Annotated in this window: 1 protein-coding gene; it reads left to right on the forward strand. The window is 58.5% G+C overall.

Features of this window, described 5'->3' with window-relative positions:
* Nucleotides 1-229 precede the first annotated feature (229 nt).
* Nucleotides 230-839: trigger factor (locus EOA36_RS36340; protein ID WP_281040121.1), on the forward strand; the 610-nt coding region annotated here is incomplete at its 3' end.

Here is an 839-nt window from a genome sequence, read left to right on the forward strand (position 1 = left end):
GTGTCAAATGTGACGGGACGCGACGATCCGCTTCTGCAGAATGTGATAAGAAGTAGGAAAAACAAGAACTTATTCACATTTTGGAACGCAGTTTGGGAGAGTTTGAGCCGCATTTCCGGTCAAATCGCCAGGTTCCGTACCAAAAGCCATTCCCGGCAAGAATTACCGGCAGGCTGTGAACGGCAGGGAGCCGTTTGGCAGTCTCATTGGTGAAAACAAAGGTTTTACGATGCAGGTCACCGAAACACTCAATTCCGGTCTCAAGCGCGAGATCAAGATCACCGTGCCGGCCGGTGATATGGAAGCCAAGCTGATGGCCCGGCTGTCGGATGCCCGCGACAAGGTCCGCATCAACGGCTTCCGTCCGGGCAAGGTGCCGGTGCAGCACCTGCGCAAGGTCTATGGCAAGTCGTTCATGGCCGAAGTGGTCAACGAGATCCTCAACGACTCGACCCGTTCCATCATCACCGGGCGCGGCGAAAAAGCCGCCATGCAGCCCGAGGTCATCATGACCGAGGACGAGAAGGAAGCCGAGAAGATCCTGGCCGGCGGCGCCGACTTCGAATTCCGCCTCAACTATGAGGTCATTCCGGCGATAGAGATCAAGGATTTCTCCGACATCAAGGTGACGCGGCAGGTGTTCGACGTTCCCGATTCGGAAATCGACGACCAGGTCAAGCGCGTCGCGGAATCGGCACGCAGCTACGAGCCGAAGGCCGGCAAGGCCGCCGAGGGCGACCGGGTCAGCATCGACTATGTCGGCAAGATCGACGGCGAGGCTTTCGCCGGCGGCGCCGGCAACGACCAGCCGCTGGTGCTGGGCTCCAAGGAGTTCATTC

The sequence above is a fragment of the Mesorhizobium sp. M8A.F.Ca.ET.021.01.1.1 genome, assembly GCF_003998025.1.
GTDB lineage: Bacteria > Pseudomonadota > Alphaproteobacteria > Rhizobiales > Rhizobiaceae > Mesorhizobium.